Origin of the sequence: Variovorax sp. V116, assembly GCF_041154435.1 — a bacterium.
Classification (GTDB): domain Bacteria; phylum Pseudomonadota; class Gammaproteobacteria; order Burkholderiales; family Burkholderiaceae_C; genus Variovorax; species Variovorax paradoxus.
The window spans coordinates 3,686,299-3,712,809 of the sequence record NZ_AP028661.1 but is presented as its reverse complement, the minus strand read 5'-3'; the positions used below and the strand labels follow the sequence as shown (position 1 = coordinate 3,712,809).

The 26,511-nt window shown below is 68.7% G+C and carries 24 protein-coding genes; 14 read left to right on the top strand and 10 right to left on the bottom strand.

The features are described from left to right. Positions 1 to 30 precede the first annotated feature (30 nt). From ylqF to ACAM58_RS17605, 4 genes are read left to right on the top strand one after another with little or no spacing between them, the layout of a single operon-like run. A complete protein-coding gene (gene ylqF, locus ACAM58_RS17620) occupies positions 31 to 993 on the top strand; it encodes a ribosome biogenesis GTPase YlqF (RefSeq protein WP_015866408.1) in 963 nt (320 codons plus the stop codon). Beyond that, positions 990 to 1,601 carry a Crp/Fnr family transcriptional regulator gene (locus tag ACAM58_RS17615; RefSeq protein ID WP_015866407.1) on the top strand — a complete coding sequence of 204 codons (612 nt, stop codon included), beginning with the start codon at positions 990 to 992 and terminating at the stop codon, positions 1,599 to 1,601. The genes ylqF and ACAM58_RS17615 overlap by 4 nt, the downstream gene beginning before the upstream one ends. Positions 1,602 to 1,655: 54 nt before the next feature. Further along, positions 1,656 to 2,165 (top strand): DUF1772 domain-containing protein, encoded by a 510-nt coding sequence (locus tag ACAM58_RS17610; protein WP_015866406.1) that lies wholly within the window; start codon positions 1,656 to 1,658, stop codon positions 2,163 to 2,165. Between the two features lie 31 nt (positions 2,166 to 2,196). Beyond that, positions 2,197 to 2,646: a Fur family transcriptional regulator gene (locus tag ACAM58_RS17605; RefSeq protein WP_015866405.1), complete on the top strand. Its 450-nt coding sequence runs from the start codon at positions 2,197 to 2,199 to the stop codon at positions 2,644 to 2,646. An 18-nt stretch (positions 2,647 to 2,664) separates the two neighbouring features. Here ACAM58_RS17605 and ACAM58_RS17600 read toward each other — a convergent pair whose 3' ends face one another. Then, positions 2,665 to 4,293: a DUF4139 domain-containing protein gene (locus ACAM58_RS17600; RefSeq protein WP_015866404.1), complete on the bottom strand. Its 1,629-nt coding sequence runs from the start codon at positions 4,291 to 4,293 to the stop codon at positions 2,665 to 2,667. A 220-nt stretch (positions 4,294 to 4,513) separates the two neighbouring features. On the opposite strand from ACAM58_RS17600, the gene ACAM58_RS17595 reads away from it, so the two are divergent. Further along, positions 4,514 to 4,933, top strand: a complete 420-nt coding sequence (locus ACAM58_RS17595) for a PaaI family thioesterase (protein WP_015866403.1) — start codon at positions 4,514 to 4,516, stop codon at positions 4,931 to 4,933. Here the strand turns inward: ACAM58_RS17595 and ACAM58_RS17590 are convergent. Continuing rightward, positions 4,869 to 6,110, bottom strand: a complete 1,242-nt coding sequence (locus tag ACAM58_RS17590) for an acyltransferase family protein (protein ID WP_015866402.1) — start codon at positions 6,108 to 6,110, stop codon at positions 4,869 to 4,871. The genes ACAM58_RS17595 and ACAM58_RS17590 overlap by 65 nt on opposite strands. Before the next feature lie 130 nt (positions 6,111 to 6,240). On the opposite strand from ACAM58_RS17590, the gene ACAM58_RS17585 reads away from it, so the two are divergent. The 4 genes from ACAM58_RS17585 to ACAM58_RS17570 all read left to right on the top strand — a co-directional run bounded on the left by ACAM58_RS17585 (position 6,241) and on the right by ACAM58_RS17570 (position 10,636). After that, the gene (locus ACAM58_RS17585) at positions 6,241 to 7,146 is read left to right on the top strand and encodes a LytTR family DNA-binding domain-containing protein (RefSeq protein WP_012748717.1); all 906 of its coding nucleotides are present in this window, start codon (positions 6,241 to 6,243) and stop codon (positions 7,144 to 7,146) included. Between the two features lie 176 nt (positions 7,147 to 7,322). Further along, complete coding sequence (locus ACAM58_RS17580; RefSeq protein ID WP_012748716.1) at positions 7,323 to 8,525, top strand: ammonium transporter; 1,203 nt, start codon at positions 7,323 to 7,325, stop codon at positions 8,523 to 8,525. A gap of 72 nt (positions 8,526 to 8,597) precedes the next feature. Then, entirely contained in the window at positions 8,598 to 9,578 is a 981-nt protein-coding gene (locus ACAM58_RS17575; RefSeq protein ID WP_012748715.1) for an MBL fold metallo-hydrolase, read from the top strand. A 122-nt stretch (positions 9,579 to 9,700) separates the two neighbouring features. Further along, the gene (locus tag ACAM58_RS17570; RefSeq protein WP_012748714.1) at positions 9,701 to 10,636 is read left to right on the top strand and encodes a succinylglutamate desuccinylase/aspartoacylase family protein; all 936 of its coding nucleotides are present in this window, start codon (positions 9,701 to 9,703) and stop codon (positions 10,634 to 10,636) included. Between the two features lie 90 nt (positions 10,637 to 10,726). Here the strand turns inward: ACAM58_RS17570 and ACAM58_RS17565 are convergent, their stop codons facing one another. Both ACAM58_RS17565 and ACAM58_RS17560 read right to left on the bottom strand, forming a co-directional pair. Continuing rightward, positions 10,727 to 11,017, bottom strand: a complete 291-nt coding sequence (locus tag ACAM58_RS17565; protein WP_012748713.1) for a nucleotidyltransferase family protein — start codon at positions 11,015 to 11,017, stop codon at positions 10,727 to 10,729. 32 nt (positions 11,018 to 11,049) lie between these two features. Continuing rightward, positions 11,050 to 11,946: a M23 family metallopeptidase gene (locus tag ACAM58_RS17560; RefSeq protein ID WP_041945712.1), complete on the bottom strand. Its 897-nt coding sequence runs from the start codon at positions 11,944 to 11,946 to the stop codon at positions 11,050 to 11,052. A gap of 64 nt (positions 11,947 to 12,010) precedes the next feature. On the opposite strand from ACAM58_RS17560, the gene ACAM58_RS17555 reads away from it, so the two are divergent. Beyond that, positions 12,011 to 12,313, top strand: a complete 303-nt coding sequence (locus tag ACAM58_RS17555; protein ID WP_230537924.1) for a hypothetical protein — start codon at positions 12,011 to 12,013, stop codon at positions 12,311 to 12,313. Between the two features lie 56 nt (positions 12,314 to 12,369). Here the strand turns inward: ACAM58_RS17555 and ACAM58_RS17550 are convergent, their stop codons facing one another. Next, a complete protein-coding gene (locus ACAM58_RS17550) occupies positions 12,370 to 14,184 on the bottom strand; it encodes a glutamine--tRNA ligase/YqeY domain fusion protein (RefSeq protein ID WP_012748710.1) in 1,815 nt (604 codons plus the stop codon). Between the two features lie 134 nt (positions 14,185 to 14,318). Between ACAM58_RS17550 and ACAM58_RS17545 the strand changes: the two genes are divergently transcribed. Beyond that, entirely contained in the window at positions 14,319 to 14,669 is a 351-nt protein-coding gene (locus ACAM58_RS17545; protein ID WP_012748709.1) for a hypothetical protein, read from the top strand. An 89-nt stretch (positions 14,670 to 14,758) separates the two neighbouring features. On the opposite strand, the gene ACAM58_RS17540 is transcribed toward ACAM58_RS17545, so the two are convergent. From ACAM58_RS17540 to ACAM58_RS17520, 5 genes are read right to left on the bottom strand one after another with little or no spacing between them, the layout of a single operon-like run. Then, entirely contained in the window at positions 14,759 to 15,604 is an 846-nt protein-coding gene (locus ACAM58_RS17540; protein WP_012748708.1) for a LytTR family DNA-binding domain-containing protein, read from the bottom strand. Further along, positions 15,601 to 16,668 (bottom strand): histidine kinase, encoded by a 1,068-nt coding sequence (locus ACAM58_RS17535; protein ID WP_012748707.1) that lies wholly within the window; start codon positions 16,666 to 16,668, stop codon positions 15,601 to 15,603. Before ACAM58_RS17535 ends, ACAM58_RS17540 begins: the two co-directional genes overlap by 4 nt. After that, on the bottom strand, positions 16,665 to 16,961 hold the full coding sequence (locus tag ACAM58_RS17530; protein ID WP_012748706.1) for a 2TM domain-containing protein: 297 nt from the start codon (positions 16,959 to 16,961) through the stop codon (positions 16,665 to 16,667). The genes ACAM58_RS17535 and ACAM58_RS17530 overlap by 4 nt, the downstream gene beginning before the upstream one ends. After that, on the bottom strand, positions 16,958 to 17,911 hold the full coding sequence (locus ACAM58_RS17525) for a sterol desaturase family protein (RefSeq protein WP_012748705.1): 954 nt from the start codon (positions 17,909 to 17,911) through the stop codon (positions 16,958 to 16,960). The genes ACAM58_RS17530 and ACAM58_RS17525 overlap by 4 nt, the downstream gene beginning before the upstream one ends. 31 nt (positions 17,912 to 17,942) lie before the next feature. Continuing rightward, the gene (locus ACAM58_RS17520) at positions 17,943 to 18,629 is read right to left on the bottom strand and encodes a DUF6622 family protein (protein ID WP_369663149.1); all 687 of its coding nucleotides are present in this window, start codon (positions 18,627 to 18,629) and stop codon (positions 17,943 to 17,945) included. A 62-nt stretch (positions 18,630 to 18,691) separates the two neighbouring features. Between ACAM58_RS17520 and ACAM58_RS17515 the strand changes: the two genes are divergently transcribed. Genes ACAM58_RS17515 through ACAM58_RS17505 form a run of 3 tightly spaced genes read left to right on the top strand, consistent with a single transcriptional unit; the run spans position 18,692 to position 26,503 of the window. Next, a complete protein-coding gene (locus ACAM58_RS17515) occupies positions 18,692 to 20,029 on the top strand; it encodes an efflux RND transporter periplasmic adaptor subunit (protein ID WP_012748703.1) in 1,338 nt (445 codons plus the stop codon). A gap of 43 nt (positions 20,030 to 20,072) precedes the next feature. Continuing rightward, on the top strand, positions 20,073 to 23,264 hold the full coding sequence (locus ACAM58_RS17510; RefSeq protein ID WP_012748702.1) for an efflux RND transporter permease subunit: 3,192 nt from the start codon (positions 20,073 to 20,075) through the stop codon (positions 23,262 to 23,264). Then, positions 23,261 to 26,503, top strand: coding sequence for an efflux RND transporter permease subunit (locus ACAM58_RS17505; protein WP_012748701.1), 3,243 nt, complete (start codon positions 23,261 to 23,263; stop codon positions 26,501 to 26,503). The genes ACAM58_RS17510 and ACAM58_RS17505 overlap by 4 nt, the downstream gene beginning before the upstream one ends. Positions 26,504 to 26,511 lie beyond the last annotated feature (8 nt).

Below are 26,511 nucleotides of genomic sequence, written 5' to 3'. Positions count from 1 at the left end.
CCCACAGAGCGAAAGAAAGAACACCCATCGATGGCGATCCAGTGGTTCCCCGGGCACATGTACACGACCCAGAAGGCCATCACCGAGCGGGTGAAGGACATCGACGTGGTCATCGAGCTGCTCGACGCACGCCTGCCCGGCTCCAGCGCCAACCCGATGCTGGCCGAACTCACCTCCGGCCGGCCCACGCTCAAGGTGCTCAACAAGCAGGACCTGGCCGACCCGGCGCGCACGGCGCTCTGGCTTGCGCACTACAACGCGCTGCCCGCCACGCGCGCCATTGCGCTCGACGCGAGCCTGACCACGCCCGCGCAGGCCATCGTGCGCGCCTGCCACGAGCTTGCGCCCAACCGCGGCGGCATGGCCAAGCCGATGCGCGTGCTGATCTGCGGCATTCCGAACGTCGGCAAGTCGACGCTCATCAATACGCTCACCGGCAGCCGCAAGGCCAAGACCGGCGACGAGGCCGGCATCACCAAGCTGGAGCAGCGCATCACGCTGGCCGACGACTTCTACCTGTGGGACACGCCCGGCATGCTGTGGCCGCGCATCGTGGTGCCCAAGAGCGGCTACAACCTGGCGGCCAGCGGCGCCGTCGGGCGCAACGCCTTCGACGAGGAAGAAGTGGCGCTGGAGCTGCTCAACTACCTCAAGACGCACTACGCGGCCGGCATCACCGAGCGCTTCAAGCTGGCCGAGCTCGATGCCGCGGCCATTGCCGCCATGAAGGACGAGGAAGTGCTCGACGCCATCGGCCGCAAGCGCGGCGCGCTGCTGGGCAAGGGCCGCGTCAACCTGCAGAAGGCGGCCGAGATCGTGATGCACGAGTTCCGCGCGGGCAACCTCGGGCGCGTCACGCTCGAGACGCCCGAGGAGTTTGCGCAGTGGCTCGCCGAGGGGCTGCGCGCCGATGCGGAGCGTGCGGCAAAGAAGGCGGCGCGCGGAAAGAAGGGCAAACCCAAGCCTGAGGCCGCGCCCGAACAGGACGCATGAGACCGACGGGCGCCGAATCCGCAGGCCACGCATGGGCGCTGGCGCTCGAGCGGCGCTTCCCGGAACTGGCGCCTGCCGCGCTGGCTGCACTGGCCGGCCAGGCGCAGCGCACCACGCTGGCGGCCCACGCCACGCTGCTGGCGGCCGGGGAGCCGTGGCAGCATGCCTTCTGGGTGGAGCAGGGGCTGCTGCGGCTTTTCTACATCGACAGCGAAGGCCGCGAGTCGAACAAGAACTTCCATGCCGAGGATGCGTTCATCTGGCCCGTGACCGAGCTGCTGCGCCGCGAGCCCGCAGCCTTCTTCATTGCGGCGCTGGCGCCGGCCATCGTGTGGCGCCTTCCGTATGCCGCGCTCGAAGCCGCCGTGGCGCACCTGCCTTCATGGACCGCGCTGCAGCTTCATGCGCTGGCGGGATTGCTCGACGACAAGATGCGGCGCGAGCAGGTCTTCCTGCAGTGCACCGCGCGCCAGCGCTACGAGGCGCTGCTGCGCGAGCGGCCCGAATGGACGCAGCGCATTCCGCTGCGGCACCTGGCGTCGTACCTGGGAATGACCGATGTCTCGTTGTCGCGGCTGCGCGCAGGCATGGGGCTTAACGACGGTTAAGGCGCGCTCCAGGCTGGGCTGGAACACTGGGGCTTTCCGTGAGGGGACACCGCCATGTTCCGTTTCTCGCCGACGGCCCTGCAGCTCGGGCTGCACGCGCTCGCCGTCTTCTGGCTGGGCCTGATGGCCGGCTTCTTCTGGACCTACAGTGCCAACGTCAACTTCGCCACCCTGCAGATGGACGGCAGCACCTATGCGCTGGTGCAGTCCGCCCTGAACCGCAACGTGCGGCACGCGATGTTCTTCGGCTTCTTCTTCGGTCCGCCGCTGTTCTGCGCGCTGGCCGTGCTGGCGGCGTGGCCGGCGTGGCGCGAGCACTGGCTGTGGTGCCTGGCGAGCGCCGGGGTGCTGTATGCCCTTGGCATCGTGCTGTTCACCGCGCAGGTCAACCTGCCGCTCAATGCCTATACCGAATCCTGGAATCCATGGTCGCTGCCGCCCGACTGGGCGCAGACGCGCGAACGCTGGAACGCGGCGAACCTCTGGCGCACGTGGGCCAGCGCGGCGGCGTTCGCGCTGGCGCTGGCCGCCTTGTGCATGCGGGCCAATCGCTGCGCTCGCTGAACGGGTGGCGCCCGCCCACTATCATCGAGGCATGCAACGCCTCACGCGCCAACGCAACGCGGTCTTCTCGGCCTTCAGCGACACCGGCCTGGTGCTGACCGCACCTGAAATCCTCGAGCGCGCCCGCGCCATCGTGCCCGAGATCAGCCTCTCCACCGTGTACCGCCAGGTCTCCATGCTGCTGGCCGACGGCGAGATCGCCAAGGTCGAGCTGCCCGGCGAGCCGGCGCGCTACGAAGTGGCCTGCAAGCCCGATGCGCACCGCCATTCGCACCAGCACGGCGAAGAGGCCGACCATCACCATCACTACTTTCACTGCAGCAGCTGCGGGCAGGTCTTCATGCTGCATGCCTGCCCCGGGCCGATGACCGATCTTGTGCCCAAGGGCTTCCAGGTGAAAAGCCATGAAGTGACGCTGCACGGCGTGTGCGCGGCCTGCGCCGGTGCCGCCCGCAAGGCGCGGTCGCCCAAGGCCCACTGACGCCCAGCGGCAGGCAGGTCAGCGCATCTGCAGGCGCGCGTCCTTCGGGTAGCTGATGCTGTAGTCGGCCGCGACGCGCGCGGTCTTTCCGGGCTCCAGGTCGACGCGCCACATGGCAAGCCCGGGCTGCTTGTTCCAGGCCAACTCGGCCGGCTGCGGCGAGAACTGCGCGGCCACGCGCACCTGTTCGTCGACCGAGACGGGGGCCGCCTCGAGCACCTGCACCGCGATCGGCGTGCGGTGGCGGTTCTCCACCACGTAGGCGCGCTGCACCTTGCGCTCGGCGCGCGAGCCGGCAAAGCCGCCCGTGCCCTGGCTGTCGTTCTCGGGCTCGGCCTGCACGCGCACCAGTTCGTCGCGGCCGAAGGAGAGCGTGAGCCTGGCGTCGCTCGGCGCGCTCCACCGGCCGCTGCCGACGAAGTTGCCGTCGCGGTAGAGCTGCAGCGCACCGGCCGGCCATACGCCGGCCGGCTGCGCGAGCTCGGCCACCAGGAACGCGCTGGCATCCACGCGCGGGCTGGTGCGGGCCGCGAGCTTGGCCGTGTCTTCGTGCTGGCCCAGCGCCAGCGTCACGCGCTGGCCGCTGGAGGGCACGTCGATGCTCTGCGGCACCGCGAATTCGGTGGCAAAGCTGTTGTCGAACACGTTCACGTCGAACAGGGGCTGCGTGGCCTCGGCCATGGCAAGCCGGTCGGCGGATGCGGCGGGCGCGGCGGGCGCCGGCGCCATCATCGCGGCCATGCCTCCCTGGACACGCGGCGGCGGCTCGATGCCGATGCGCCACGCCGTGGGCGTGCGGCCCGCGGTTTCGCGGCGCGGCTGGCCGGTGGAGAGCACCAGCTTCACGCCGCGCCAGTCTTCGCCCGTGGCCTGCGCCACCAGCGCCTGGCGTTCGATGCGTACCTTGCTCGTGGCGGTGTCGAGCAGCGCGCGGTAGCTGGGCGTCCAGCCGGGGCCGGCGACCTGGTAGCTCAGCTTCACGTCGGCATCGGCGCTGGCGGCCAGCGTCACGGTCACGGCCATCACCTGTGCGCCGTGGCCTTGCGAGCGCTTGCGTTCGGCCAGCAGCGGATTGAGCTGCCGGTCGATGTCGGCCTGCCTGCGCTGGATCTGGTGCTGCTTGAGCAATGAGTCCTGCCCGGTGCGGCGCATCGCCTCGGCCATGGCCGCGAGGTTGCGTGCATCCATCGGCGCGCGGGCGCCCTGGGCCGATTCGCCGCTGCCGCCCGAGAGGCCTTTGAGGTAGCCCGTCACCATGCCCAGCGCATCGGTCTCGGCCTGCAGGGCGGCCTTCTGGTCTTCCAGTTCGCGGATGCGGCCGTCGAGCGCGCTGGTGGCGCAGCGGGGCGACAGTTCGCGCGCCTCGCTGAGCACCGAGGCCTCGCCCACGCGCACCGATGCGCCGGCCGACACCTGCAGGCTCTGCACGTCGAGGCCCGCGGGCAGGCAGGCGAAGGTGACCGACCGGCTGCCGGCCGCCACCCGCGCGACGCGCTCCACCGTGGCGCTGCCGGGATAGACCTTGACCTGGGTGATGCGCGAGTTGTCGGCTGCGGCTTGCGCATGGGCGCCGGCGCTTGCCGCCAGCCAGGCAGTGGCGGCGAAGGTGGCACGGAGAAGAAAGAAGGCGGAGGAGGGTGCTTGCATGGAGAACCTTCGGAAGTGGATGGATGGCTTGTCTCCACTCATACGGCCGGGCTCGTCCAACGGGGTTAAGCCATCGCGAAGTTTTTTGAGGCGGGCGTTGCTGTCGCCAACGCAACCGCGGCGCCGCGGCCGGTCGCGCGCGCGACGAGGCATGGCGGCTGCGCTTCGTAGAGTGGCTCGTGCGCATCGCCCGTGCATTTCCGCTCCAAGGAGACCTTCCATGCTCGACACCATCCAGGCCATCAACAAGACCGCTGCCTTCAACCGCTGGGCCGGCTTCGAGGTCACGCGCGCCGCCGACGGCGAAGCCGAATTGCGCATGCAATGGCGCGAGGAAGACATGGGCCAGTACGCCGGCTTCCTGCATGCCGGGTTGATCGGCGCCATGCTCGACACCGCCTGCGGCTTCGCGGCCGCCACGGTGGCGGGCCGCGTACTCGCCTCGCACTTCTCGGTGAATTGCCTGTCGCCCGCGCTGGGCCGTGCCTTCATCGCGCGCGGCAAGGTGGTGAAGGCGGGGCGCAAGCAGGTGTTCACCACCGCCGAGCTCTATGGCCAGGGCGATGGCGACAGCCTCAAGCTCGTGGCGACGGGGACTGCCATCCTGGTTCCGGTGGAAGCGCCTCCGCCCGCAAAGTGACTGCGGTCTTGGCGCTGGCGCGCCGGCGCTTGAGGCCGAACAGCGGCCGCAGCCCGTTGAAGCGGCGGATCAGCCCGTCGTTGAGCAGCCAGCAGCCCACGATGGTCAGCGCGACCAGCAAGGCCGGCTCCAGCACCGGCCCCAGCGCGAGCGGAGCCAGCAGCGCAACGCCCGCGATGATCAGCGTCTGGTGCAGCACGTACCACGGGTACACCGACTCGTTGGCCCAGCGCAGCCAGGGCCACGGACGGTTCAGGTGGCGGTGGCCGTGGCCCAGGATGGTGGCGACCGCCAGCCACAGGTAGAGCATGCGCAGGGCGTCCATCGGTACGCCGGAGGGCGGGCCCTTGACGCCGAGCCGCAGCACGATGAAGGCGGTGATCGCCGCCGCGGCCAGCGCCAGCGACACCCACCGCAGGCGTTCCAGTTCGCGCCACACGCCCGTGTCCACGCCCATCCAGTAGCCGTAGAGGAACACGGTGAAGTAGATGCTGTGCAGGTGAAAGTCGCGGACCAGGTTGTGCGTGGGCGGAAAGTGCCGCGCCAGCAGCATCGTCCAGACCAGCAGCGGAAGCGCCGGCAGGAGCAGCAGCTTCCAGCCGCGCAGCCCGTTGAATCGGCGGCGCATCCACTGGCCGGCGGGTGACCGCCACAGCGGCAGCGTGAGCGCGATGAGCGCCGTGTAGCTGAACAGGTAGGGCAGGTACCAGAGGTGGTTCCAGGTGATGCCGAACTCCGCGCCGTCGAAGGCCGCCTTCGGCCACGGATCGCCCATCGAAAGATAGCGCAGCAGGAAGGCACCGAAGCCCGGCGCCACCAAGCCGCTGGCCACGCCCTGGGCATAGGCCTGGTAGGGCACGACCACCGCCATGCCGAAGGCCAGCGGCAGCATCAGCCGCACGCCGCGGCTGCGCAGCAGGCTCCAGGTGCCTTGGCTGCGGCTCAGGAAGCCCAGCGACACGCCCGAGACCAGGAACACCAGGTCCATGCGCCAGAGGTTGAGCATGCGCATCGGCCACTGCAGCCATTCGGCGGCATGCGGGCTCTTGAGGTGCCAGGGCCAGTCGGCCACGTAGTACATCGCCACGTGGTACAGGATGACCAGCAGGAAGGCCAGCGCGCGCAGCGCGTCGATGTCGTGCCGCCGGTCGGGCAGGGTGGATGCGGTTGTGCTCATCGGCCGATGGTTGCGTCCATCCGCGGCGCACGGCCTGCCCGCGGGACGGATCGCGGGCCTTTTGTGACGAGCGGTGCCCTGCAGGGACGAAATTCGCCCGCCCGGTGCGGGGATCGCGAGAATCCCGGGCATGGCAGATTCCCGGAAGAACCTGTACGAGCGCTACGAACCCATCCGCCGCCGCGTGGAAGTGGGCTTCTGGATCGTCTTCATGGCGCTGCAGGCGGTGTTCAACACCACCGTCGCGCTGGTCGACGCGCGCGACCGCGCCGTGCCGCGCGCCGCCTGGGAAATCGTCACCTGGGAGGTGTCGAGCCACCTCGTGCTGCTGGCGCTGGTGCCGGCGGTGGTGGCCATCCAGCACCGGCTGTCGCCGCTCGCACGCACCCACCTGCTGCGCTACCTGGGCTGGCACCTGGCCGCCAGCGTGGTCTTCAGCGTGGTGCACGTGGCGGCGATGTTCGCGCTGCGCGCGATGGTCTACGCGGCGGTTGGCGAGCGCTACGACTTCGCGGGCTGGACCGGGCGCTGGGGCTACGAATACCTGAAGGACGTGCGCGCCTACCTGTCTATGGTGTTCGGCATCTGGGTGTACGGCGTGTTCATGCTGCGGCTGCAGGGCGAGGCGCGCGTGCTCGACCCGCCCGAGGCGGCGGCGGCAGCGCCGGCCGAGCCCGCCGAAGCCCATCGGGCTGCCGCGCCGCCCGCGCGCCCCGAGCGCTTCCTGGTGCGCAAGCTGCGGCGCGAGTTCCTCATTGCCGCGAGCGACATCGACTGGCTCCAGGCCGAAGGCAACTACGTCGGCCTGCACGTCAACGGCCACGACTACCTGCTGCGCGCCACGCTCACCGATTTTCTGGCGCAGCTCGACCCCGCCCATTTCGTGCGCGTGCACCGAAGCCACGCCGTCAACCTCGGCCGCATCAAGGAAATCGAGCCGCTCGACGGCGGCGATGCCCGGCTGCACATGCACGACGGCAGCACGGTGCCCTGCAGCCGGCGCTATCGCGAGGCCTTGCGCGCCGGGGCAAGCTGACCCGGGCGGTGCGTCGATCCGTCCTGTTCCGGTGCGGCTCTGCACTGAGAAGGCTCATTTCCCTCCGTGACGCACCACTAGAGAGCCTTCAGGCACCATTTTTGCTTTCTTGCGGCGCTGCCCCGAGCAATTCGGGTGCACGCACCAATTCAAACCAAAAACTGCAAGAAGCTCCAATGGACGCACTCAAACAGGGCGCAGACGCGCTGTTCATTCTTCTCGGCGCGATCATGGTGCTGGCCATGCATGCCGGTTTCGCCTTCCTGGAACTGGGCACCGTGCGCAAGAAGAACCAGGTCAATGCGCTGGTTAAGATCCTGGTCGACTTCTCGGTCTCGACCATCGTGTACTTTCTGGTGGGCTATGGCGTGGCCTACGGCACCCACTTCTTCGTGGGCGCCACCGAGCTCGCAGCAAAAAGCGGCTACGAACTCGTGAAGTTCTTCTTCCTGCTCACCTTCGCGGCGGCCATTCCGGCGATCATCTCGGGCGGGATTGCCGAACGTGCCAAGTTCTGGCCGCAACTGATCGCTACCGCGGTCATCGTCGGCTTCGTCTATCCGCTGTACGAGGGCATTGCCTGGAACAAGGCCTTCGGCATCCAGGCCTGGATCGCTTCGGCCACGGGCAGCGAGTTCCATGACTTTGCCGGCTCGGTGGTGGTGCACGCGGTGGGCGGCTGGCTCGCCTTGCCGGCCGTGCTGCTGCTGGGCGCGCGCCGCAACCGCTACCGCGGCGACGGCTCGCTGAGCGCGCATCCGCCGTCGAACATTCCTTTTCTGGCGCTGGGGGCCTGGGTGCTGTGCGTCGGCTGGTTCGGCTTCAACGTCATGAGCGCGCAGAGCATCGACAAGATCTCCGGCCTGGTGGCCGTCAACTCGCTCATGGCAATGGTCGGCGGCACGCTGGTTGCGCTGGCGCTGGGCAAGAACGACCCCGGCTTTGTCTACAACGGCCCGCTCGCCGGTCTCGTGGCCGTGTGCGCGGGGTCCGACCTGATGCATCCGCTGGGCGCGCTGGTGGTGGGCGGCGTGGCCGGGGCCATCTTCGTGGTGATGTTCACGCTCACGCAGAACAAATGGAAGATCGACGACGTGCTCGGCGTCTGGCCGCTGCACGGCCTGTGCGGCACCTGGGGCGGCATCGCGGCCGGCATCTTCGGCACCCAGGCGCTCGGCGGCATCGGCGGCGTGAGCGTCTGGGCGCAGCTCATCGGCACCTTGATGGGCGTGGCGTGGGCGGCGCTGGCCGGAGCGGCGGTGTACGGCGCGCTCAAGGCGACGATGGGGCTGCGGCTCACGCAGGAAGAGGAATACGACGGCGCCGACCTGTCGATCCACCACATCTCGGCGACGCCGGAGCGTGAGGTGAACTGGTAGGCCGGGTTCCTGCAGGACCGGCCTGCCTGGGCTATTCTCGGCGCCCCTTACAACCGCCGAGGAGTAGACCCCATGACAACAACAACACCCGCTCGCTGGCTGCGCCGCGGCGTCGCCGCACTGGCCGGCAGCCTGCTGATGCTTTCGTTTTCTTCCACGGCGCAGGCCGGCGCTCCGCAGGTCAAGACCCAGGCGCCGGGCTTCTACCGCACGATGCTCGGCGACTTCGAGGTGACGGCGTTGTTCGACGGCACCATCGACCTCGAGCCCAAGAAGCTGCTCACCAACACCACGCAGGCACAGATCGGCAAGCTGCTCGATCGCGGCTTCGAGAAGGACACCGTGCCCACCTCGGTGAACGCCTATCTCATCAACACCGGCAGCAAGCTGGTGCTGGTCGACACGGGTGCCGGCGGCCTGTTCGGCCCCACGCTCGGCAGCCTGCAGGCCAATCTCAAGGCCGCGGGCTATCAGCCCGAGCAAGTCGACGACGTGCTCATCACCCATATGCACGGCGACCATGTCGGCGGCCTGGTGCAGGACGGCAAGCTGGTGTTCCCCAACGCCACCATCCACGCCGGGCAGGAAGACGCCGACTTCTGGCTCGACAAGGCCAACCTGGAGAAGGCTTCCGCCGAGATGAAGGGCTTCTTCCAGGGGGCGATGGCCTCGCTGAACCCGTATGTGGAGGCCGGCAAGTTCAAGGGCATGAAGGGCAACACCGACCTGGTGCCCGGCATCAAGGCCGTGCCCGCCCATGGCCATACGCCGGGCCACAACATCTACCTGGTCGAGTCCAAGGGCCAGAAGCTGGTGCTGTGGGGCGACCTGATGCACGTGGCCGCCGTGCAGTTTGCGCAGCCGCAGATCACCATCTCGTTCGACGTCGATTCGAAGCCGGCGGCGGCGGAACGCAAGAAGGCCTATGCCGATGCGGCCAAGGGGCGCTACCTGGTCGGCAGTGCGCACCTGCCGTTCCCGGGGCTGGGCCATGTGCGGGCCGAAGGCAAGGGCTACGTCTGGGTGCCCGTGGATTACCAGCAGGTGCGATAGACAGCCGGCCGGCCGGCCGGCTGAAGCTTGAACGGCGCGGGCAGGTGTTGCCGCGCCAGCAGCACGAATGTGCGTGCTGTAGCAAACTCGCCCGACCGCTCCGCTCCACACTCCACGCCAACATGACCCAAGCTCCCCCCGCCCTCGAAGTCCTCCCGCGCGATCTCTCCGCCTACCGCAAGGGCAACGTCGGCATCGACTATGTGCACCGCTTCGAGTCCGGCAAGCCGGGGCCCCACGTGCTGATCAACGCGCTCACGCACGGCAATGAAATCTGCGGCATGACCGCCGCCACGCACCTGCTCGACACCCAGGTGCGCCCCAAGATCGGCACGCTCACCGTGAGCTTTGCCAACGTGGAAGCCTACGAGTCCTTCGACCAGGCGCTGCCCTTCGACAGCCGCCAGCTGGTGCACAACCTCAACCGCATCTGGTCGCCCGAATGGCTCGACGGCACCGAGGACAGCCCCGAGCTGCGCCGCGCCCGCGCGCTGCGGCCGGTGGTGAGCGCGGCCGACCACATCCTGGACATCCACTCCACCAGCCAGCCGGTGATTCCGTTCTGGGTGTATCCCGCCTTCGAGCGCAACGCCGAGGCGGCGCTGGCCATCGGCCGTCCGTCGGTGCACCTGGTGATGCCCGACGGCCTGGGCTCCGGCACGCCGCTGATCCAGCATGGCCGCCATGGCCTGCCCGATGGCAAGGGCGTGGCACTGGTCGCCGAATGCGGCCAGCACTTCCTGCGCTCGGCCTCCGAGCTGGCCACCGCCATCTCGCTCGACTTTTTGGCGCACTTCGGCCTCATCGACAAGGACCCCGCCGCGCCGGCGCCCGGCCCGCAGCGCCGCTTCGAGCTGCTGCAGACGCACGTCATCAGGTCGGAAGACTTCGCGTTCGTGCGCCCGCTGATCGGCTTCGAGACCTTTGACAAGGGCGAGCTGATCGCCACCAACGGCCCGGACGAGATCCGCGCGCCCTGCGACGAGTGCACGATCTTCATGCCCGCGCAGCGGGTGATCGTGGGGCGCGAGGCGGTTTATTTGACGAAGCCGATCTGAGTCGGCGATGAAGCCCTCAAGGCTCCATCAATTTCGAAATCTGTTCGCGAAGTGATGGCAGATCCACAAGACGCTGCGGATCACCTCGGCTCATACTGGCACCGCCTCGCGCAGCACCTGATCACGGAACTTCGGCGGCAAGCCGTTGGGCGTGAGCACGTCGACTTCCATGCCAAGAAGGGCCTTCAACTCGTGCCTGATGGCGCCGATGTCCATGAGAGTGGTCTGTTCCGTAGGTTCGACCAGCAGATCGAGATCGCTGTCGGGTCCGTCTTCTCCACGCGAAGCCGAGCCGAACACTCTCACGCTGCTGACGTGATGACGCAGTGCGATCTCGCGGATGCGGACGCGGTGCTGTGACAGGGCTTCAGAAGGACGCATGGGGCGCAGTGTAGTGCGGCTGTGGGTTCAATTCACGCCGCAACGAACAACGCCGGATCCACCATCGCCCGATTGAGCATCACGGACCAATGCAGATGCGGTCCCGTCACGCGCCCGGTGGCGCCCACGGCGGCGAGCTGCTCGCCGGTCTTCAGCACGTCGCCCACCTTTGAATCGATGCGGCTCAGGTGGCAATACATCGTGAGCAGGCCGCCGCCGTGGTCGAGCCACACCGTGCCGCCGTTGAAGAAGTAGTCGCCGGTGTCGATCACGCGCCCCGGCAGCGGCGCCAGCACGGGCGTGCCGGTGCCGGCCGCGATGTCCATGCCGCTGTGCGGATTGCGCGACTGGCCGTTGAACACGCGGCGCAGGCCGAAGGAGCTGGAGCGGCGGCCGGGCACGGGCACGCGCATCTGCAGCGCGGCGTCGGGCCGCAAGTCGGTGAAGGTGGCCATCACGGTGGCGAGGTGCGCGCGCTCGCGCTCGTAGCGCGCTTCGTCCTCCGGCGACAGGTCGACGGTGCGCGGCGGCACCGTGAGGCGCTGCTCGCGGTATTGCTTGGGGCTCACGGTGTAGGCGATCTGCTTTTCGTTGCCGCCCTCGGTGCGCACCGCGATGCTCGCCTCGCCCGGCACGGCTGCGAGCGGAATGCCCACGAGCGCGGTCCACTCGATGGCGTCGCCCACCACCAGCAGCGGCAGGTCGCTGGAGAAGGCCTGCGGGCGCCTGGCCGCCGGACCGAGCGACAGGCGGGCCACGCCGCCCGGCACCTGCGATGCATGCGGCCAGACCTCCGGCTGCTTCTTTTTGGCCGAGGGAGCCGCCGCAACGGCGCGCGCCGAGGCCAATGCCACGAGGCCGAAGGTGCCGAGCAGGGCGGAGCGGCGGCCGAGGCCGGATGGAGCGGATTCGGGAAGCGAGGGATGCATGGCGTTGAACTCGAGGCTTGCGAAGCGAACAAACAAGGGCGCAGCGAACACAAAGGAACCGGACATGAACATCCGAGCACTGGGCCGATGGGGCTTGATGGTAAGCGCGGCCGCGCTGGCCGCCGGGTGCAACAGCACCGCGATCCGTGTAGGCGGCGCGCCCGAGGCGAGCATCAAGAACTGCGTGGCCGCGGCCTCGCGCGAGTTTCGCGTGCCGGCGTCGAGCGTCGTTGCGGACAGGGGCACGACGCCGCGCGACGGCGTCTACACGATCAACCTGAAGATCGGCGCGCAGGGGCGACCGGCGCTGTGCACGACCGATGAGAACAGCGCGGTGCTGGGCGTGGTCTACAAGCGGGCGCAATAGGCAATAGAAAACCGGCGCCATTGCGGCCGCCGGTTTTGTACGAGCAGGGGGCGGTCTTACTTGCCCCAGCTGTCCCGCATGCCCGCAGCGCGATTGAACACGCGCTTGCCGCCGGCACTCGCCTTCGCATCGAGCACGAAGTACCCGTGCCGCTCGAACTGGAATGCCGCACCGTCCTGCGCCTTGGCCAGCGACGGTTCGACATACGCGGAGCAAACCTCCAGGCTCGTCTTGTTGAGCTCGTCGAGCAGCTCGCCGCTGCCCGGATTGGCCGCCGCAAACAGCCGCTCATACAGCCGCACCTCGGCCTCGACCGCATCGGCCGCAGCCACCCAGGTGATGTTGCCTTTCACCTTGATGGCGTCCGCGCCCGGCGTGCCGCTCTTGGTGTCGGGCACCAGCGTGGCCTGCACTTCGACGAGCTTGCCGCTCGCGTCCTTGGTGCCGCCGGTGCATTCGATGACGTGGCCGTACTTGAGGCGCACCTTGTTTCCCGGGAACAGGCGAAAGAACCCCTTGGGCTGCACTTCCTCGTAGTCGGTGCGCTCGATCCAGACCTCGCGGCCGAGCTTGAATTCGCGTTTGCCCATTTCGGGGTGGTGCGGATGCACGGGGGCGGAGCAGTCGTCGAGCACGTCGTCGCCGCCCATCAGTTCGCCCCAGTTGGTGATCACCAGCTTGACCGGGTCGAGCACGGCCATGGCGCGCGGCGCGATGGGGTCGAGGGTGTCGCGCAGCGCGGCTTCCAGGCTCGCGTAGTCGATCCAGCCGCCGGACTTGGTGGTGCCGCTGCGTTCGCAGAACAGGCGCAGCGCCTCGGGCGTGTAGCCGCGGCGGCGCAGGCCCGCGAGGGTGGGCATGCGCGGGTCGTCCCAGCCGTCGACGTGCTTTTCCTGGACCAGTTGGCGCAGCTTGCGCTTGCTGGTGAGCACATGGGTGACGTTGAGGCGCGCGAATTCGTACTGGCGCGGATGCGGGCTTGCGATGAGGCCGCCTTCGGCCAGGCGGTCGAGCAGCCAGTCGTAGAAGGGGCGCTGGTCTTCGAATTCCAGCGTGCAGATGGAATGGGTGATCTGCTCGAGCGCGTCCTCGATGGGATGCGCAAAGGTGTACATCGGGTAGATGCACCACTTGTCGCCGGTGTTGTGGTGTGTGGCCCGGCGGATGCGGTAGAGCGCCGGGTCGCGCATGTTGATGTTGGGGCTCGCCATGTCGATCTTGGCGCGCAGGATGGCGGCGCCGTCAGGCAGCTGGCCGTCACGCATGGCGCGGAAGCGGGCGAGGTTTTCTTCCGCGCTGCGGCTGCGGAACGGGCTGTCGGTGCCGGGCGTGTTGAAGTCGCCGCGGTTGGCGCGGATTTCCTCGGCGCTTTGCTCGTCCACATAGGCCAGGCCGGCGCCGATCAGGTATTCGGCGGCCCGGTACATGAAGTCGAAGTAGTCGCTTGCGAAGTATTCGTGCGGCTGCAGGGTGCCGGGGGCCGTGGGGCGGTCGGCCAGGTGGGTTTCGTAGCCGAGCCACTGGACGGCGTCGCGGATGGAATCGACGTATTCCTGCTCTTCCTTCTCCGGGTTGGTGTCGTCGAAGCGCAGGTGGCAGACGCCGCCGTATTCCCTGGCCAGCTCGAAATTCAGCCAGATGCTCTTGGCGTGGCCGATGTGCAGGTAGCCGTTGGGCTCGGGCGGAAAGCGCATGCGCACCTTGGCCGGGTCGGGCATGCCCTGGGCGTGATGGGCGGCGTCGCCGGGCGAGCCACCCCATTTGCGGCCAGAATAGGCCCCCTGCGCAAGGTCGTTTTCGATCACGTGGCGCAGGAAATTGCTCGGTGCAGCGGCTGTTTTTGCGCTGTCTTTGTCGGTCGGGGAGGTCATTGCGGCATTCTAGAACGCACCCCCTGCCGGTTACCTTTGGCTACGTTCTTCACATTGCGGCGGGCAACCGCTTTGCATTTGGCGCGTTCAATACACACATGGGCGGGAAACGCCCCAACAAGGAGTCCAACATCATGAGCCTCACACGTTCAACCTTCTTCAAATGGGCCGCCGCGAGTGTCGTGGCAGCCGGTGCATTGTTTGCGGCCACCTCGGCCAGTGCCCGTGGCGACGTGAGCTGGTCGGTCGGCGTGGGCCTGCCAGGGGTTGCCGTGGGTGTGGGCGCTCCGGCCTACTACCCGGCGCCGGTCTATACGGCCCCCGCGCCGGTGTATTACGACGCGCCGCCGCCCGTGTACTACCGTCCGCCGCCGCCGGTCTACTACCGTCCGGCCCCGGTGTACTACGCGCCGCCGGCGTACTACGGACCGCCGCGCTACTACGGTCCGCGCGGCTACTACCACGGCCATCGCCACTGGCGCTGAGCGGCTCCGCAGGCGGCAAGCAGCCGCCGGATGAAAAAGCCGACCTTCCGGGGTCGGTTTTTTTATGCGCGAACGCCGCACCCGCTATTTCACATGGCGCGAAACAGGTGGCCGTAGAGCCGGCTGACGGGGATTTTCTCGGGTCGGCCGCGCAGGTCGAGGTGCAGCTTGCCGGCCTCGTCGCGGTGCACGGCCTCGATGGCCGAGCTGCGCACCACCACGGCGCGGTGCACCTGCCAGAAGATTTCGGGGTCGAGCTGGGCCAGCAGCTGCTTGAGCGGCGTGCGGATCAGGTATTCGTGCGTGGCGGTGAGCACGCGGATGTATTTGTCGGCGGCTTCGAAGTACAGCACCTCGTCGATCGGAACCATGCGCACGGTGCTGCCGCCGGCTTCGCTGGCGGCAATCATCTTCAGCGGGGCGGTGGAGGCGGCGGGCGGCGCCGACATGCCATTGCCCGCTGCGGCGGCAAGCAGCTCGCGCCACTGCGCGAGGGTTCTCTCCAGCGCTTCGTCGGCGGCGGCAGGAGCTGGCTTTACCCGCAGCTGCGCAGCCAGCGCCTGCTGAAGCCGCAGCACGGTCTTGCGCAAACGCTCGGGCTGCACGGGCTTGAGCACGTAGTCGATGGCCTGCGTCTCGAAGGCGCGGGCGGCGTATTCGTCGTAGGCGGTCACGAAGACCAATTGCGGCATGGGCGCCTCGTCGACGGGCCAGCGGTCGGCCAGTTCGGCGGCGGCGCCCAGGCCGTCGAGGCCCGGCATGCGGATGTCGAAGAACAGCACCTGCGGCAGCAGGCGCAGAGCCTCCCGCACGGCGCTGCGGCCGTCGCCCGCGGTGGCGAGCACCTGCAGTTGGGGCCATGCCGCGGCGAGTTCGGCCTTGAGGGCCTGGGCGAGCAGCGGTTCGTCTTCGGCGATGAGGGCAGTGGAATTCATGAACGGGGCTGCAATGGAAAGCTGAGTGTGGCAAGGGTTCCGCCCGAAGGCCCGGCGGCCAGGCTCATGCGGCCCTGGTCGCCATACACGGTGGCAAGCCGTTCGCGCACCTGCTCGAGCCCGAAGCCGCTGCCTTCGGAAGGCTGCGCTGCATCCAGGCCGACGCCGGTGTCGCTCACTTCGATGATCAACCGGCCGTCGAGCTGCCGCGCGCGCACGTCGATCGCGCCGCCTTCGACCTTGGGTTCGAGCCCGTGGCGGATGCTGTTTTCGACCAGCGGCTGCAGCAGCAGCGGCGGCACCGGCGTGCCGCGCAATTCATCGGGCAGGTCGAGCGTGTAGCGCAGGCGCTCGCCCATGCGCACGGACATCAGCTCAAGGTAGTCGGCCAGCCGTTCGAACTCGGCCGACAGTGGGTGCGACAGGGCGCGCGAGCCGCTGAGCGTCATGCGCAGGTAGTTGTTGAGGCGGTCGAGCATGGCCACGGCGCGCGGCGGATCGGCCGTGATCAGCACGCGCAGGTTGGCCAGCGTGTTGAACAGCATGTGCGGCTCCAACTGCGTCTCCAGCAGTTTGAGCCGGGCTTCGGTGGCGTTGCGCTGCGCCAGGTCGAGCTGGCTGCGCATGTACTTGCTCCGGCCCAGGCTGTAGAAGAAGAAGCACATGCAGACGGTGGCCGTCAGCGTGATGACGATCGTGGTCGCGAGCTTGCGTTCCGTGAAGTTGCCGAAGTCGAGCAGAGGCTGGTGGGTCCAGGCATCGCCGATCGCATTGCCCCCCAGGAAGCCCACCGCCACGCCGCCTGCCACCAGCAGATAGCCCCAGGGGCCGGGCGGCCAGAGCACTTCACGGTGGCCGCTGATCAGCAGCCGGCCCACGTCGATGAAGAGCCAGCTGATCAGCCCGATCGACAGCGAATACACCATCTGCGCCCCCCAGTCCCCGTGCTGTGTGATGGCCAGCGCGGCGGCAATGAAGCAGCAGAACACGACGGTGATCAGGCCATGCCGCAGCATGCCCCGGACGTTCTCCGCGCGGAAACGAGGGAGCGCTTCAACACTCATCCGCGCTCCCCGGGATGCAGCGCTCGCCGTTCGCGTTCCACCAGCCGGTCATAGAAGCCGCCGCCGGGCGCGACGAACCAGATCACGGCGCCGTGGATCAGGAGGCCCAGGCCCCAGCCCATGAGCGGATACACGGCCCAGGTATGGCCGCGCGATGCGGAGAGGGCGACCAGCCCGAGGTTCACCAGCACATAGACGAAGGCATGGATGTACCAGCCCATCTTGGCACCGGCGCGGCGGCGGGCGAGTTTTTCGATGTCGGGACGGGACGCGTTCTGAAGGGTGGGGTTCATGACAACTCCTTGAATTGAACCGGAATGAATTCGGGGGCGGACGGCGGCTGCGCTGGCGACGATTGCAGCGCCGCCCGCTGCCGCAGCTCCTCGGTCGTCTCGCCGGGCCCGTCGGGCCGCCAGCCCGGCGGCTTGAAGAGGTAGCCGACGAAAGCCCGCACCGAGCGCGCCGAGCGCAGGTCGCGCAGCAGCGCACGCCAGTGGGTGAACTCGATCTCGAGGATGTTGTTGGAGACGATCGGCTGCACCAGCCCGTAGCGGCAGGGCAGGTCGGCGCGCTCGGGGATGTAGGTGCCGAACAGGCGGTCGAACACGATCAGCACGCCGCCGTAGTTGCCGTCCAGGTACTCGAGGTTCGAGGCGTGGTGCACGCGGTGGGCCGAGGGCGTGTTGAGCACCCATTCCAGCGGGCCGAGCTTGGGAATCCAGGCCGCGTGGATCCAGAACTGGTAGAGCAGGTTCAGCGTGAGCATCAGCAGGATCACCTTGGGCGGCATGCCCAGCAGCGGCGCGAGCATGAAGAAGGCGAGCGTGCCGCTGAGCCGGCCGGTCCAGCCGAAGCGGTAGGCGGCCGACAGGTTGAGCTGGTTCGGCGAATGATGGATGGCATGCGTGCACCAGAACCAGCGCACGCGGTGGGCGGCGCGGTGGTACCAGTAGTAGCAGAACTCCTGGCCGATGAAGCAGGCGACCCAGCCGCTCCAGTGGTCCATGGGCAGCGTGAAGAGCCGGTGGTTCCAGAACCAGTCCATGGCGCCGGTCCAGAAGGCCAGCGGCAGCAGCCAGCGCAGCGGGTATTCGCGCACCAGGAAGTCGACCACCGAGACGCCGGCCGCCTTCCAGTCGTAGCTGCGCCAGCCGTGGCGCCACGACAGCACCAGTGCTTCGGCAATGGAGGCGGCGAGCACCACCGTGACGGCAATCTTGAGGATCAGAAAGAGCACGGCCATGGTGGTTCCTGGAATGTGGGCGTCGGCGATCTTAGGCTGCGCGGGCACCGGCCGCCACCGCGTCGGTGCTGATCGCCAGCTTCCACAGCCGCACGGCGCGTGCCACGAAGATGCCGCTGAAGGCGCCGTACAGCATCGGAACGCCGACCTCGAAGGCGGCCTGCTGGCGCAGCTCGGGGTGCATGGCCAGGGACGCGCCCACCACGTACTTGGTGAAGAAGATGCCCATCATGAGCAGCAGCGGCACCGCGCTGCCGGCCACGTGGAACTCGCGCGCCGCACGGTCGTAGCGCGTGCTGGCGGGCAGCGGGCTCTGGAGCACCAGCAGCACCAGCGCGGCGGCCGCCACGGCCCAGCCGAGCAGGGGGCCGGGCGAATCGCCGAAGGCCGAGATCACGCCGGCCAGCGAAAGGCCGGTCATGGCGATCGGTATCACCGTGACCTTGGCCAGGCTGACGCTGCCGGACAGCAGCTGCCTGCAGCCCAGCCACACGAGGAGGACGAAAACGGCGAAGACCCACTTGGGGGTGTGAAGAATGATCTGCAGCAGCATGGCGTTTCTCCGGGTTGAAAGACGATTCGATGGAGCGGACTGTGCCGGCGCCCCCGCGCCGCCGCCACGCTCCTGCGACGAAATGCAGATCGGCGGCGCCAGCCGCAGCGAACCGGCGCGAAATGCAGCCCTTGCACGCAGCTTTACCGGCGCTTTACGGTTCATAAGACAGGCGCGCTACGATGCGGCGCTCCACTAGCGGCTGTACTTGCGCACTGCCACACCTCATGGAATCTCCGAACTCCGAGCCTTCTTCCGGCGATTCGCCTGCCGTCCCACCGGCAACTCCCCCTTCTTCGTCTCCGCCTGCGCGGCCGCCCTCGCGTCGCAGGCTCTGGCTCGGCAGCCTGATCGCGCTGGTGCTGCTGCTGGTGCTGGGGGGCGGCGCCTGGTACCTCATCAACCGCAAGGGCAGCTCCGCCGGCGGGCCGGGCTTCGGCGGCGCGACCGTCACGGTGGGCCACGCGGCGGCGCGCGAGATCGAATTGCCGGTGACCATCGATGCGCTCGGCACGGTCACGCCGCTGGCCACCATCACGCTCAAGGCGCAGGTCGGCGGCGTGCTGACCGAGGTGCTGTTCACCGAAGGGCAGACTGTGGCAAGGAACCAGCTGCTCGCGCGCATCGATCCCAGGCCCTATGAGCAGGCGCTGATGCAGGCCCGCGGCACGCGCCAGCGCGACGAGGCGCAGCTCGAGGCCGCGCGCGTCACGCTCGCGCGCTACCGCACCCTGCTGGGGCAGGACTCCATCGCCCGGCAGGACGTCGACACCCAGGCCGCGCTGGTCCGCCAGCTCGAAGGCACGGTCACCACCGACCTGGCCGCCGAGGCCGCCGCCAAGCTGAACCTCGACTACACCCGCATCACAGCGCCGGTGGCCGGCCGCATCGGCCTGCGCGCGGTGGATGCGGGCAACACCGTGACGGCCAACGCGACCACGGGCATCGCGGTCATCACGCAGATGAACCCGATCGACGTGCAGTTCTCGGTGCCGCAGGACCGCGTGCCCGACATCCAGGCGCAGCTGGCCAAGGGCGAGCCGCTGCCGGTCACGGCCTTCGACCGCACCCGCGCCGCAACGCTCGACACTGGCACCTTCTCCACGCTCGACAACGTGGTCGACACCACCACCGGCACGGTCAAGGCCAAGGCGCGCTTCGGCAATGCGCAGACCACGCTGTTCCCGAGCCAGTTCGTCAATGTGCAGATGCTGCTGCGCAAGGTGCGCGCGGTGGTGGTGCCGGTGACGGCGGTGCGCACCGGTCCCAACGGCGACTACGTCTATGTGATCAACGAGGACCGCACGGTGTCGATGCGCGCGGTGAAACGCGGCGAGGCCAACGTCGAGGTGGTGGCCATCACCTCGGGCCTGAAGGCGGGCGAGAACGTGGTGACCGAGGGCGGCGACCGCATCAAGGACGGCGCGGTCGTGCAGCTGCAGGGCGACCGGCCCGCGGCAGGTCCGCGCGGCGGCGCTTCGGGGCCGCGCGGTGCGGCTTCGGGCCCGCGTGGGCAGCGCGGCGAAGGCAGTGGGGAGCGGCGGCGCCAGCGTCCGCCGCAATGACCGGCAGCAACAGCAATCCACGGAACAAGCGAGCGCGTCCGCGATGAGCCCCTCCCGCCCCTTCATCGAACGGCCGGTGGCCACGGCGCTGCTGATGGTCGCCATCGTGCTGGCCGGCCTCGTGGGCCTGCGGCTCCTGCCGCTGGCCGCGCTGCCGCAGGTCGACTACCCGACCATCCAGGTGCAGACCCTCTACCCCGGCGCCAGCCCCGAGGTCATGAGCCGCACCGTCACGGCTCCGCTGGAGCGCCAGTTCGGCCAGATGGCGGGGCTCAACCGCATGAGCTCGGTGAGCTCGGCGGGCGTGTCGATCGTCACGCTGCAGTTCGCGCTCGACCAGACGCTGGACGTGGCCGAGCAGCAGGTGCAGGCCGCCATCAACGCCGGCGGCTCGCTGCTGCCGGCCGACCTGCCGGCGCCGCCCGTGTACGCCAAGGTGAACCCGGCCGACGCGCCCATCCTCACGCTGGCCGTGAGCTCCGGGACCATGCCGCTCACCGAGGTGCAGAACCTCGTGAACACACGGCTCGCGCAGAAGATCAGCCAGGTCGGCGGCGTGGGGCTGGTGTCGCTTTCGGGCGGGCAGCGGCCGGCCGTGCGCATCCAGGCCGACACCAACGCGCTCGCGTCGGTGGGCATCGGGCTGGACACGCTGCGCAGCGCGATCACCGCGGCCAACGCCAACAGCGCCAAGGGCAGCTTCGACGGACCGCGGCGGGCCTACACCATCAATGCCAACGACCAGCTCGTGACGGCGGACGACTACAAGAACCTGATCGTCGCCTGGAAGAATGGCGCGCCGGTGCGCATGACCGACGTGGCGCGCGTGGTCGACGGTGCCGAGAACACACAGCTGGGCGCATGGGCCGCATTGCGCGCGGGCGAGCGGGAACCCGTGCTGTACCCGGCCATCATCCTTAACGTGCAGCGCCAGCCCGGCGCCAACGTGATCGGCACGGTCGATGCCATCAAGAAGCAGCTGCCCGAGCTGCAGGCCTCGCTGCCGGGCTCGCTCAAGGTGGAGGTGCTGAGCGACCGCACCACCGGCATCCGCGCCTCGGTCTCGCACGTGCAGCTGGAGCTCGGGCTGGCCGTGGTGATGGTGGTGCTGGTGATCTTCTTCTTCCTGCACAGCGTGCGCGCCACGGTCATCGCCAGCCTGGCGGTGCCGATCTCGCTCGTGGGCACCTGCGGGCTGATGTACCTGCTGGGCTACAGCCTCAACAACCTGAGCCTGATGGCGCTGACCATCGCCACCGGCTTCGTGGTGGACGACGCGATCGTGATGATCGAGAACATCGCGCGCTACCTGGAGGAGGGCGACCCGCCGTTCAAGGCCGCGCTCAAGGGGGCCACGCAGATCGGCTTCACCATCATCTCGCTCACGGTGTCGCTGATCGCGGTGCTGATTCCGCTCTTGTTCATGGGCGACGTGGTGGGGCGGCTGTTCCGCGAGTTCGCGGTCACGCTGGCCATCACCATCCTGATCTCCGCCGTGGTGTCGCTCACGCTGGTGCCGATGATGTCGGCGCGCTGGCTCAAGCCGCAGGCCGAGGAGGGCGGGCGCTTCGGGGCCAGCGTGCAGCGCCGCGACGGCGACGGGCCGCCCCTAGGCGGCGCAGCCCCCTCGGGGGGCAGAGAGCCACACGAAGTGGGCGAACGTGGGGGCGGTTTCCTTGATCGCGTGATTGCGCGCTACGACGTGTGGCTGCAATGGGTGCTGCGCCACCAGCCGCTCACGCTGGTGGTGGCGGTGGCCACGCTGGCGCTCACGGTGCTGCTCTACGTGGTGATTCCCAAGGGCCTGTTCCCGACGCAGGACACCGGCCAGCTGCAGGCGCGCATCGAGGCCGCGCAGGACGTGTCGTACACGCGCATGGCCGAGCTGCAGCAGCAGGCCGCCAACGCGATCCTGGCCGACCCCGAGGTGGCCAGCGTGAGCTCGGTGGTGGGCGTGGACGCCGCCAACAACACGGCGCTGAACACCGGCAGCATGCTCATCAACATGCGCGCCGACCGCGGCAACCAGGAAGCCACGATGCAGCGCCTGCGCGAGCGCGTGCGCGCCGTGGCCGGCGTCACGCTGTACCTGCAGCCCACGCAGGACCTGACCATCGACGCCGAGACCGGCCCCACCGAATTCCGCGTCTCGCTCGAAGGGGTGGACACCAACACCGTCGACGCCTGGGCGCAGAAGCTGGTGGAGCGCCTGCGCACCGAGCCGCTGGTGCGCAACCCCACCACCAACGCGGGTGCGAAGGGCCTGGCCGCCTACGTGGACATCGACCGCAACACGGCCTCGCGCCTCTCGGTCACGGCCAGCTCGGTGGACGACACGCTCTACAGCGCGTTCGGCCAGCGCATCGTCTCGACCATCTTCACCGAGACCAACCAGTACCGCGTGATCCTGGAAGCGCAGCGCGAGGCATTGGCCTCGCCGCAGCTCCTGGGCAACCTGCAACTGCGCACCGGCGGCGGCAGTGCCACCACGCTCTCATCGATTGCCACGGTGCGCGAGCAGGCCGCGCCGCTGCAGGTGACGCACGTGGCGCAGTACCCGGCCGCCACCGTGGGCTTCGACACGGCCGACAACGTGGCGCTCGGAAAGTCGGTGGCGGCCATTCGCGCGGCGGCCAAGGAGATCGGCATGCCCGCGAGCATGACCATGAGCTTCCTGGGCGCGGCGGGGGCCTACGAGAAATCGCTTTCCAACCAGCTGTGGCTGATCCTGGCGGCGGTGGTGTGCGTGTACATCGTGCTGGGCGTGCTGTATGAGAGCTACATCCATCCGCTGACGATTCTCTCGACACTGCCTTCGGCCGGCGTGGGCGCGCTGCTCGCGTTGATGGTCACGGGCAACGACCTGGGCGTGATCGGCATCATCGGCATCATCCTCTTGATCGGCATCGTCAAGAAGAACGCGATCATGATGATCGACTTTGCCATCGACGCCGAGCGGCGCGAGGGCAAGTCGCCGCAGGAGGCCATCCACCAGGCGGCGCTGCTGCGCTTCCGGCCCATCCTCATGACCACGCTGGCGGCGCTTTTTGCGGCGCTGCCGCTGATGTTCGGCTGGGGCGAGGGGGCCGAGCTGCGCCGGCCGCTGGGCCTGGCCATCTTCGGCGGGCTGGTGGTGAGCCAGGTGCTCACGCTCTTCACCACGCCGGTGGTCTACCTGGCCTTCGACCGCATGGGCCGGCGCTTCGGGCGCAAGCGGGAGGCCGCAGCCGCATGAACCTGTCCAGGCCCTTCGTCGAGCGCCCGATTGCGACGGTGCTGCTGACCATCGGCATTGCACTGGCCGGGATCGCGGCGTTCTTCGTGCTGCCTGTGTCGCCGCTGCCGCAGGTCGACTTTCCCACCATCTCGGTCACCGCCAGCCTCTCGGGCGCCAGCCCGAGCACCATGGCGTCGAGCGTGGCCACGCCGCTGGAGCGGCGGCTCGGGGTGATCGCGGGTGTCAACGAACTCACCTCGACCAGCTCCAACGGCTCCACCCGCATCAGCCTGCAGTTCGACCTCAAGCGCAACATCGACAGCGCCGCGCGCGAGGTGCAGGCGGCCATCAACGCGGCGCGGGCCGACCTGCCCGCCACCCTGCGCAGCAACCCCATCTACCGCAAGCGCAACCCGACCGCCGCGCCCATCGCGATCCTGGCGCTCACCTCCAGGACGCGCACGCCGGGCCAGATCTACGAGGCCGTGTCCAACATCGTGAGCCAGAAGCTCTCGCAGGTGGAGGGCGTGGGCGAGGTCGAGATCGGCGGCGGCTCGCTGCCGGCCGTGCGGGTGGAGCTGGAGCCTTTCTCGCTCAACCGCTTCGGCATCAGCAGCGAGGACGTGCGCGCCGCCATCCAGGCCAACAACGCCAACCGGCCCAAGGGCGCCATCGAGAACGACGAGCGCCGGCTGCAGATCTACACGCCCTCGCCGGGCCGCCATGCCGTGGAGTACCGCGACATGGTGATCGCCTGGCGCAACGGCTCGGCCGTGCGGCTGGGCGACGTGGCGCGGGTGATCGACAGCGTGGAGAACACGCGCACGCTGGGCCTGTTCAACGGCCAGCCCGCGGTGATCGTGCTGGTCACGCAGGAGCCGGGCGCCAACATCATCGACACCGTGGACGGCGTGCGCGAGCTGCTGCCGGAACTGCGCGCGCAATTGCCGCAGGACATCGAGGTGCAGGTGGCCTCCGACCGCACCAACTCCATCCGCGCCTCGCTGCGCGAGATCGAGGCCACGCTCATGATCTCCATCGCGCTGGTGGTGCTGGTGGTGGGCCTGTTCCTGCGCCGCGCGCGCGCCACCATCATTCCGGCGGTGGCCACGGTGGTGTCGCTGCTCGGCACCTTCGGCGTGATGCATCTGCTGGGCTACAGCCTCAACAACCTGAGCCTGATGGCGCTCACCGTGGCCACGGGCTTCGTGGTGGACGACGCCATCGTGGTGCTGGAGAACACCAGCCGCCACATCGAGGCCGGCATGGGCCGCATCGAGGCCGCATTGCGCGGCGCGCGAGAGGTCGGGTTCACCGTGCTGTCGATCAGCCTGTCGCTGGTGGCGGTGTTCATTCCGCTGCTGTTCATGGACGGGCAGATCGGCCGGCTGTTCCGCGAATTCGCGGTGACGCTGTCGGTGTCGGTGCTGATCTCGCTGGTCATTTCGCTCACCACCACGCCCATGATGTGCGCCATGCTGCTGCGCGCCGAGGAGCCCGGCGCGAAGCCGCCGGGGCGCCTCGCGCGCATGGCCGAGAGCGTGTACCAGTGGAGCCTGCGCACCTATGCCCACAGCCTGGACTGGGCGCTCGCGAGCAAGGCCGTGGTCGTGGTGGTGCTGCTGGCGGTGGTGGGCCTGAACGTGTACCTGTTCTCCGCCATTCCCAAGGGCTACTTCCCCGAGCAGGACAACGGCCAGCTCAACGCGGGCCTGCGCGCGGACCAGAGCATTTCGTCGGTGGCGCTCAGCGACAAGCTGCGCCAGGCCGTCGACATCATCCACAAGGACCCGGCCGTGGACACCGTGGTGGGCTTCTCGGGCGGCAGCCGTTCGGGCGGCGGCTTCATGTTCGTCAACCTGAAGCCGCTGTCGCAGCGCACCGAGAAGACCGCAGCCGTCATCAACCGGCTGCGGCCGCAGCTCAACCAGCTCACCGGCCTGCGGGTGTTCCTGAGCCCGGTGCAGGACCTGCGCATGGGCGGGCGTTCGAGCAATTCCACCTACCAGTACACGCTCAAGGGCGACAACCTGGCCGACCTGCGCACCTGGACCGCCAAGCTGGCCGACCGGCTGCGCCAGGAGACCGCGCTCACCGACGTCGACAGCGACCAGGCCGACAACGGCGTGGAGACCTTCGTCGACGTCGACCGCGAAAGCGCCGCGCGCCTTGGCGTGACTTCGAGCGCGGTCGACAACGCGCTCTACAACGCCTACGGCCAGCGCTCGGTCGCCACCATCTACGACGAACTCAACCAGTATTCGGTGATCATGGAGTGGGCCCCGCGCTACCAGCGCGCGCCCGTGGTGCTGAAGGACCTGTACGTGCCTTCGACGCTCACCACCAGCACCACCGCGAGCGGCGCCACCACGGTGAGCTCGCTGGCCAACACCACCGACGCGAGCACCGGCACCTCGACCACCACCTCGGCCAACCCGGGCCTGCGCACCGCTTCCACCGGCCAGGCGCTCGCGGCCAGCACCACGCTGATGGTGCCGCTCTCGGCCATTGCCAAGGTCAGCGAGCGCGCGGTGCCGAGCTCCATCGACCACCAGGACACGGAGCTTGCGAGCACCGTCTCGTTCAACCTGGGCGAAGGCGTGACGCTGCAGGACGCGCGCCGCATCGTCGCGCAGGCCGAGGCCGACATCGCGATGCCGGTCAACGTGCGCGGCAGCTTCCAGGGCACCGCGCTTGCGGCGCAGCAGTCGCAGGGGCAGCAGCTCGCGCTCATCCTGGCGGCGATCGTGGTGATCTACATCGTGCTCGGCGTGCTCTACGAAAGCCTGATCCACCCCATCACGGTGCTGACCACGCTGCCTTCGGCGGGCGTGGGCGCGGTGCTGGCGCTGCTGCTGTTCCGCATGGAGTTCTCGATCATTGCGCTGATCGGGCTCTTCCTCTTGATCGGCATCGTGAAGAAGAACGCGATCCTGATCATCGACTTTGCGCTCGAGGCCGAACGCGCGCGCGGCATCTCGGCCGTGGAAGCGGTGCGCGAGGCCTGCATGCTGCGCTTCCGGCCGATCCTCATGACCACGCTGGCAGCTGCGCTGGGCGCGCTGCCGCTGGCCATCGGCTTCGGCCAGGGCGCCGAGCTGCGCCAGCCGCTGGGCGTGGCGATCATCGGCGGCCTGATCGCGAGCCAGCTGCTCACGCTGCTGACCACGCCGGTGGTCTACGTGCTGCTCGACAAGCTGCGCCGGCGCTCGGGCAACGAGCGGCACCTGAGCCGCGCCGCAGCCTCGCCGACCTGAACAGAAGA